The following is a 7,231-nucleotide window of genomic DNA, read 5'->3' as shown; positions in this document are numbered from 1 at the left end:
CCCCTGGTGGTGGCCGTCGACGCGCGAGCGGATGCGCTGCAGCGCGCCGATCATGCGCCGTGCGTCCTCCAGCATTGCCCGGCCGATCTCCGTCAATTGCGGCTCGCGCGTGCCCTCGCGCTCGAACAGTTTCAGCCCAAGCTGCGCCTCGAGATTGGCGATGCCGTAGCTGATGACGGACTGTGCCCGGTTGAGCTTGCGGCCGGCGGCCGAGAAGCTGCCGGCTTCGGCGACTGTCACAAAGATCTGAAGTTGATCGAGCGTCGGGTTGGGCTGCATCGTTATATCCAACTTATGGATGGATCGTATAGAAAATATACCAGTTTATTGAATGGATCGAAAGCCCCATATCTGGCGGGACAAATCATTCCAACCGCTGGAGAGAGCCCAAAATGTCCATTCTTCTTGTCACTTCGAGCCCGCGCGGCGCTGCCTCGCATTCGACCCGCATCGCCACCGAATTCGCCGAAAAGCTCGTCGCCGCCGATCCGTCGAACACGCTCGTCGTGCGCGACCTCGTCGCCAATCCGTTGCCGCACATCGATGCCGACTATGCGACGGGCATCTATACCCCGGCCGAAGCGCGCACCCCGCGCCAGGCTGAAGTCGTCGGCGTCTCCGATGTCGTGCTCGACGAGCTATTCGCCGCCGACACGGTGATCCTGGCCACCGGCTTCATCAACTTCAACATCTCCTCGACCCTGAAGTCATGGGTCGACCACATCTCCCGCTCCGGCAAGAGCTTTGCCTATGGCGAGAACGGCCCCAAGGGTCTGGTCACCGGCAAGAAGGTCTATATCGTGCTGGCTTCCGGCGGCATCTATTCGGAAGGTGCGGCCGTGCAGTTCGATCACGCCATTCCCTACCTGCGTGGCGTGCTCGGCTTCCTCGGCATGACCGATGTCGATGTCATCCGCATCGAAGGTGTCGGCATGGGCCCTGACGCGGTGACAGCAGCGCTCGCCAAGGCGACCGCCAAGGTCGACGCCGTCGTGGCCGCCAGCCGGGACGTCGCGGCTGCCGCATAAGGCGCTGCGGCCACCCACCCGAAATTGAAAAAGGCAGGCGCGTACGCGCCTGCCTTTTTCTTGGCGGCGCGACAAAGTTACGTGTGGAAAATGGATGTATTGCGTTGGATAAATTGCAGCGCAACGCCATTGGTTATTCTGCTGTTCTGCGTTATCGGTCGCCGATGTTCCTTTCCGTCGCTACAACGCAACGTCCGGCCACAGATCTCGGCTTCTTGCTGCACAAGCACCCCGAACGTCTGCACGAGACTGACCTATCCTTCGGCAAGGCTTGGCTGTTCTATCCGGAAGCGACCGACGAGCGTTGCGAGGCCGTACTTCTGCTAGACGTCGACCCTATAGGGCTAGTGCGAGGCAAGGGGCAGGCAGAAGGCTTGTTGGACCAGTATGTGAACGACCGCCCGTATGCGGCATCGTCCTTCCTGTCAGTGGCATTGAATAAGGCGCTGCGAACCGCGATGACCGGCATATCAAAGGAACGCCAGCAACTGGCCGACAGCGACCTGCCGCTCGAAACCGTGGTGACCCCGCTGCCGATGCGCGGCGGCGAGGCTCTCGTGCGGGGTCTGTTCGAACCCTTGGGATGGTCCGTTGACCTGACACCGATCGAAACTATTGGATCCAACACAGGCGGCCCCCGATACGGTCATCTTAGGCTGACCGGCACCGGCCGGCTAAGCAGCCTGCTCAATCACCTCTATGTCCTGATCCCGGTGATGGACGACGCCAAGCACTACTGGGTTGGCGAGGCCGAGATCGACAAGCTGCTGTCCAAAGGCGAAGGCTGGCTGGAAAACCACCCAGCCAAAGACCTAATCGTGCGCCGTTATCTGCGCAACCGGGGTGCGTTGGCCCGCATCGCCCTAGAGCGACTGGCTCCCGAGACGGCTGGTGAGGCCCTGCCTCCCGAAGCCCGGATTGCGCCCGAGGAAGCGCTCGAGGCGCCCATCCGACTGAATGACCTGCGCATGGACGCAGTGGTCCGAGCCATCCGCGCGACCGGCGCGACCAGTATTGCAGATCTGGGATGCGGCGAAGGCAAGCTTCTCTATCGGCTCGTGCGCGAACGATGGGTCCACAAGATGTTCGGACTCGACCCTGCCGTTCGTGAGCTGGAACGGGCTGCCAAGCGTCTCAAGCTGAACGAGTTCGGCGGACCGCCCGAAGGCCGTGTCACGCTGATGCATGGATCGCTGACATATCGCGACAGCCGCTGGGCAGAAGCTGATGTTGCCGTGTTGGTGGAGGTCATCGAGCATCTCGACGAAGACAGATTGCCCCTAATCGAACGTGTTGTCTTCGGCGAGACGGCGCCCAAAACCGTGATCGTGACCACGCCCAACGCCGATTATAACGCCTTGTTTCCCAATCTGGCTCCCGGCGCCTTTCGCCATCCGGATCACCGTTTCGAATGGAGCCGCGTTCGGTTTGAAGCCTGGGCGGCCCGGATCGGCAAGGCCTATGGCTACAGCGCCGCATTCAGCGACATCGGAGCCGTGCACCCAGTCCTGGGGGCGCCGACACAGATGGCGGTGTTCACCCGATGAGAGAGCCCGACAAGACCGATCTCGCCATCCCTGACTTCGCCCTGGTCGTGCTGATCGGATCGACGGGATCAGGCAAGTCGACCTTCGCCGCCAGGCACTTCCTGCCGACAGAAATCATCTCCTCGGATCGCTGCCGCGCGCTAGTCAGCGACAACGAGACTGATCAGGATGTCTCGGCAGATGCCTTCGATTTGGCGCGCGAGATTGCCAGCAAACGGCTCAAGTATCGCAAGCTGGCCGTCATCGATGCCACCAACGTGCGAGCCGCTGACCGCAAGGCCTGGATCGAACTTGCGCGCAAGTGGCACACCTTGCCGGTCGCCGTGGTCATCGATCCAGGTGTCGACGTCTGCGTCGCTCGCAACGCGTTGCGACCCGACCGGCCGTTCGGCGCCGGCGTGGTCCAGCGCATGACCACCGAAATTCGCAAGGGCCTCGGCGGGCTGCAACGCGAAGGTTTCCGCCAGGTCTGGAAGCTTACCAGCGAGGCCAGTATCGACACCGCCAGGGTCACGCGCCAGCCATTGTGGACCGACAAGCGCGACCACCACGGTCCGTTCGATATCATAGGCGACATCCACGGCTGCGCCGATGAACTTCAGGCCTTGCTCGCTCAACTCGGTTACAGCGTCGCCTGGTCCGAGGATCATGGCGAACGAATCGTCGCTGTGACACCGCCGGAAGGCCGCAAGATCGTCTTTGTCGGCGACCTCGTCGATCGCGGTCCCAACGTGCCCGACACCTTGCGCATCGCCATGAGCATGGTCGCGGCCGGAGCCGCCTACTGTGTCCAGGGCAATCACGAACGCAAGCTCAGCCGCTGGCTGGAGGGCCGCAAGGTGACGATTGCCCACGGCCTGCAACAAACCATCGATCAGCTGGACGCTCAGGATCGCGGCCTGCGAGAGGCTTTGCCGGCCTTCCTCGACAGCCTGCGCAGCCACGTCTGGCTGGATGACGGACGCCTCGCCGTCGCCCATGCCGGCCTCAAGGAAGAGATGATCGGACGTGGCTCCGGCGCTGTGCGCGAGTTCGCCCTCTATGGCGAAACCACTGGCGAAATCGACGAATTCGGCCTGCCCGTCCGTGCCGATTGGACTGCCGCCTATCGCGGCAAGACCGCCGTGGTCTACGGGCACACGCCGGTGCTGTCGGCCGAATGGGTCAACAACACGCTGTGTATCGACACCGGTTGCGTGTTCGGCGGCAAACTGACGGCCTTGCGCTGGCCGGAACGCGAACTGGTCGAGGTGCCGGCAATCCAGACTTGGTCCGAACCGGTGCGCCCACTAGGTGGATCCTCCGGTCTGGGCAGATCGGCACAGGCCGACGCCGACGGGGTGCTCGACTATGAGGATGTCTCTGGTCGACGTTGGATCGAGACCGAACTGAGGGGCCGGGTCGTTGTGGCCGAGGAGAACGCGTCGGCAGCACTTGAGGTGATGAGCCGTTTCGCATTGTCGCCGCAGTGGTTGATGTATCTGCCACCGACGATGTCGCCATCGGAGACCAGCAGCCAAAGCGGCTGGCTGGAGCGCCCCGAGGAGGCCTTCGCCCATTTCCGCGAGCGTGGCGTCACCCAAATCGTTTGCGAGGAGAAGCACATGGGTTCGCGGGCAGTCATCGCGCTGTGCCGAGACGCACAGGCGGCGCGCGACCGGTTCGGGGTCCCTGGCGACGAGACCGGCGCGATCTGGACCCGGACCGGACGCTCCTTTTTCAACGGCACTGGCATGACGGAGGGCCTGCTCGCCCGCCTCCGCGCCAGAGTCGAGGCTGTGGACCTATGGAAGGAATTGAACAGCGATTGGCTGCTGCTGGACGCCGAGATCATGCCCTGGTCGGCCAAGGCCAGCAGCCTGATTGAAAGCCAGTATGCACCAGTAGCGACGTCTGCGGCCGCAGGCCTCCAAGCCAGTCGCGAGGCGCTGGCCCGTGCGATGGCGCGTGGCATCGATGCGGCCTCGCTGGACGCTCGCCTTGAGGACCGGGCCGCGCGCGCGGCCAGATACGCTACCGCTTGGGCGCCTTACGTGTGGCCTGTCTCGGGCATCGAGGACCTGAAGGTCGCACCATTCCACCTGCTCGCCAGCGAGGGACGTGTCTGGTTCGATCATGACCACGTTTGGCACATGACACTTGCAGAGCGCCTGGCTGCCGGCGTGGTAACGCGAACACAATGGCGGGTGGTAGATCTGGCCGACGCCGGCGCTTGTGCCGAGGCTGTTGCCTGGTGGGAGACGCTGACCGGCTCGGGCGGCGAAGGCATGGTGGTGAAGCCGCGCGACTTCGTCAGCCGGAACAAGAAGGGGGTTATCCAGCCGGCGCTGAAGGTGCGCGGCCGGGAGTATCTGCGCATCATATATGGCCCTGAATACGACGCACCGGACAATCTCGTGCGCCTGCGGGAACGAGGCTTAGGTGGCAAGCGTAGTCTGGCGCTCCGGGAGTTCGCGCTCGGTCACGAGGCGCTGAAGCGGTTTGTCGCCAGGCAGCCCCTACGGCGTGTCCACGAGTGTGTTTTCGGCGTCCTGGCGCTGGAGAGCGAGCCAATAGATCCAAGGCTGTAGTCTAGACTACCCAATGAAATGCCTGAGCAACCCCGCCGAAGCGACCCCGATCAGCACGGTCGGCAGCATGGAAAACCGCGTGGCGGCTGCCAGAGTAACAGCCAGCGCCAGAAGATCCGCCGGGGACTTCGATACGAAGGCCGGTGCGATGACAGAGATCAGCACGCAGCCGGGCGCAGCTTCCATCACAGCCGTGGCACGGGCGCCCAGCGTGCGGTTGCGTAGGACGACATAGCCGCCGATCCGCGTCAGATAAGTGACGCCGGCCATCAGCACGATGGTGAGAAGGGTCACGGCATCAATCATGCATCACCTGCCATCAGCCAGGCCGCGACCAGACCCGACATGGCGCCGGCGGCGACATACCAGGCACCGGGAACGAAGAGATAGACCAGTGCTGCAACGACCAGGCTGACCAGCCAGGGCCGCGCCGCCGCCATACCCGTCCACATGCCGCGCATCAGCACCAGGAAGACAGCCGGGAACGCCATGTCAAAACCATAGGTCTCGACATGGCCAAGCATCGGACCGAGCAAGGCACCCAGCGTGGTGAAGGCCACCCAGGTGAGATACATCGCCAGCGCCGCGCCCATATAGTAGCGCGGGCTGAAGGCCGGCGTGATGCCGGCTGCAGCACGCAGTTTGGCATCGGCCAAGCCCAGCGCCCAGCTTTCATCGCACATAAGGAAAAGCGCCGGAAACACCTTGCGCCGTGGCAGGTCGCGCAGGAACGGCGCCAGTGCCGCCCCCATCAGCAGGTGACGGCTGTTGACCAGGAAGGTGATGGCGACGATGAGCACGATGTGCGGCGGCGACGTCCACAACTGGATCGCCGCGAACTCCGAACCGCCGGCGAAGTTCAGCCCTGTCATGGCAGACAGTTCGACCGTGCTCAAGCCTTTCTGCGTCGCCTGGGCGCCAAGCACCAGCGCATAGGGGATGGTGCCGAACAGCACCGGCGCGCAGGACGCCACGCCACGGCGGAATTCGGATTTCGAACCATCTGCCACCGTCTCGACTGCCTGTGAAATGCTCATGTGTCTTCATCGGCTGACCTCGCGGCCGCCGCTTCTCTGCGTTTGAAATCAACTGATGTCGGCAGCAAACATACCGAAATCGGTCCGCAATTTGGTTGCGGAGATTGTTGTATTTCGCCGAGTTCTGGCATTTTATGTTACAAATTTTCGAATAGATGGAATCTGTAGCCATGAAGCTGGATGAGATCGACAAGCGGATTCTGCGGGCGCTGCAGCGCGACGGCCGCATGGCCAACAACGATCTGGCCAATGAGGTCGGGCTGTCGCCATCGCCTTGCCTGCGTCGCGTGAAGCTGCTGGAGGAAGCCGGTGTCATCGACCGCTACGTCGCCGTGCTCAACCCGGCCAGCATCGGCAAGGGTCTGACCTTCTTCACCCGCATCTGGCTGAAGACGCAGGACGAGGACACGATCGAGCATTTCGCCACCGAAGTCGCCAAGCTGCCGCAGGTGATGGAGTGCTATCTGATGCTCGGCGATTGCGACGCCATGGTGCGCGTGGTGGCGGCCGGCATCGACGACTATCGCCGCTTCCAGTCGGAGCATCTGAGCCGCATCAAGGGCGTGCAGAACGTCAAGACCGACGTCCCCAGCCAAACGATCAAATACACGTCGGAACTGCCGGTCTGATCTGCTGAAAACGGCGTCGGGCCAGACTGGATAAAAAATGCAACCGGATTGTAGGATCAGCCTCGCTGCCGGCGTCCTTCGGATGCAAGCAGCGCTGAGCGCTGCCCTCTGGCATGGGAGATTTGAATGAGCTTTTCCTATCGTTGGGTCATCGTCGCGGCTGGCGCGCTGATGTCCTGTGTCGCCATCGGGACGATGTTTTCGCTGGCGATCTTTCTCGAGCCGATGGCGATCGACACCAACTGGTCGCGCGCCGGCATTTCGAGCGCCATGACGCTCAACTTCCTGGTGATGGGCCTTGGCGGCTTCGCCTGGGGCGCGATATCGGACCGTTTTGGCGCCCGCATCGTCGTGATGACCGGCGCGGTTCTGCTCGGGCTGGCGCTGGTGCTGGCCAGCCGGGCCGGTTCGCTGCTGAGC

At 63.0% G+C, this 7,231-nt stretch carries 8 protein-coding genes; 5 read left to right on the top strand and 3 right to left on the bottom strand.

Features of this window, described 5'->3' with window-relative positions:
- A partial coding sequence (locus ENZ75_RS14920; protein WP_164887826.1) for a LysR family transcriptional regulator occupies window positions 1-279 on the bottom strand: 279 nt, incomplete at its 3' end.
- 113 nt (window positions 280-392) lie between these two features.
- Between ENZ75_RS14920 and ENZ75_RS14915 the strand changes: the two genes are divergently transcribed.
- The 3 genes from ENZ75_RS14915 (at window position 393) to ENZ75_RS14905 (ending at window position 5,145) form a co-directional block, all read left to right on the top strand.
- Complete coding sequence (locus ENZ75_RS14915) at window positions 393-1,028, top strand: FMN-dependent NADH-azoreductase (protein WP_024505492.1); 636 nt, start codon at window positions 393-395, stop codon at window positions 1,026-1,028.
- A 104-nt stretch (window positions 1,029-1,132) separates the two neighbouring features.
- Window positions 1,133-2,575: a 3' terminal RNA ribose 2'-O-methyltransferase Hen1 gene (locus tag ENZ75_RS14910; protein WP_244514334.1), complete on the top strand. Its 1,443-nt coding sequence runs from the start codon at window positions 1,133-1,135 to the stop codon at window positions 2,573-2,575.
- On the top strand, window positions 2,572-5,145 hold the full coding sequence (locus ENZ75_RS14905; RefSeq protein ID WP_063168770.1) for a polynucleotide kinase-phosphatase: 2,574 nt from the start codon (window positions 2,572-2,574) through the stop codon (window positions 5,143-5,145). Before ENZ75_RS14910 ends, ENZ75_RS14905 begins: the two co-directional genes overlap by 4 nt.
- A gap of 6 nt (window positions 5,146-5,151) precedes the next feature.
- Here the strand turns inward: ENZ75_RS14905 and ENZ75_RS14900 are convergent, their stop codons facing one another.
- Together ENZ75_RS14900 and ENZ75_RS14895 are read right to left on the bottom strand one after the other, a co-directional pair.
- Window positions 5,152-5,451, bottom strand: coding sequence for an AzlD family protein (locus ENZ75_RS14900; protein WP_013530160.1), 300 nt, complete (start codon window positions 5,449-5,451; stop codon window positions 5,152-5,154).
- On the bottom strand, window positions 5,448-6,182 hold the full coding sequence (locus ENZ75_RS14895) for an AzlC family ABC transporter permease (protein WP_013530159.1): 735 nt from the start codon (window positions 6,180-6,182) through the stop codon (window positions 5,448-5,450). Before ENZ75_RS14895 ends, ENZ75_RS14900 begins: the two co-directional genes overlap by 4 nt.
- Before the next feature lie 170 nt (window positions 6,183-6,352).
- On the opposite strand from ENZ75_RS14895, the gene ENZ75_RS14890 reads away from it, so the two are divergent.
- Complete coding sequence (locus tag ENZ75_RS14890) at window positions 6,353-6,811, top strand: Lrp/AsnC family transcriptional regulator (RefSeq protein ID WP_063168771.1); 459 nt, start codon at window positions 6,353-6,355, stop codon at window positions 6,809-6,811.
- A gap of 126 nt (window positions 6,812-6,937) precedes the next feature.
- The coding region (locus ENZ75_RS14885) for an MFS transporter (protein ID WP_128278163.1) at window positions 6,938-7,231 on the top strand (294 nt) is incomplete at its 3' end.

Source organism: Mesorhizobium sp. M7A.F.Ca.CA.002.04.1.1, assembly GCF_004022805.1.
In the GTDB taxonomy this organism is placed as follows: domain Bacteria; phylum Pseudomonadota; class Alphaproteobacteria; order Rhizobiales; family Rhizobiaceae; genus Mesorhizobium; species Mesorhizobium ciceri.
This window is presented reverse-complemented; position numbering and strand designations above follow the sequence as displayed.

Coding starts and splice junctions, on each gene's coding strand:
- ENZ75_RS14900 (WP_013530160.1), bottom strand. CDS start 5,451: ATGATTGATGCCGTGACCCTTCTCACCATCGTGCTGATGGCCGGCGTC.
- ENZ75_RS14915 (WP_024505492.1), top strand. CDS start 393: ATGTCCATTCTTCTTGTCACTTCGAGCCCGCGCGGCGCTGCCTCGCAT.
- ENZ75_RS14905 (WP_063168770.1), top strand. CDS start 2,572: ATGAGAGAGCCCGACAAGACCGATCTCGCCATCCCTGACTTCGCCCTG.
- ENZ75_RS14895 (WP_013530159.1), bottom strand. CDS start 6,182: ATGAGCATTTCACAGGCAGTCGAGACGGTGGCAGATGGTTCGAAATCC.
- ENZ75_RS14890 (WP_063168771.1), top strand. CDS start 6,353: ATGAAGCTGGATGAGATCGACAAGCGGATTCTGCGGGCGCTGCAGCGC.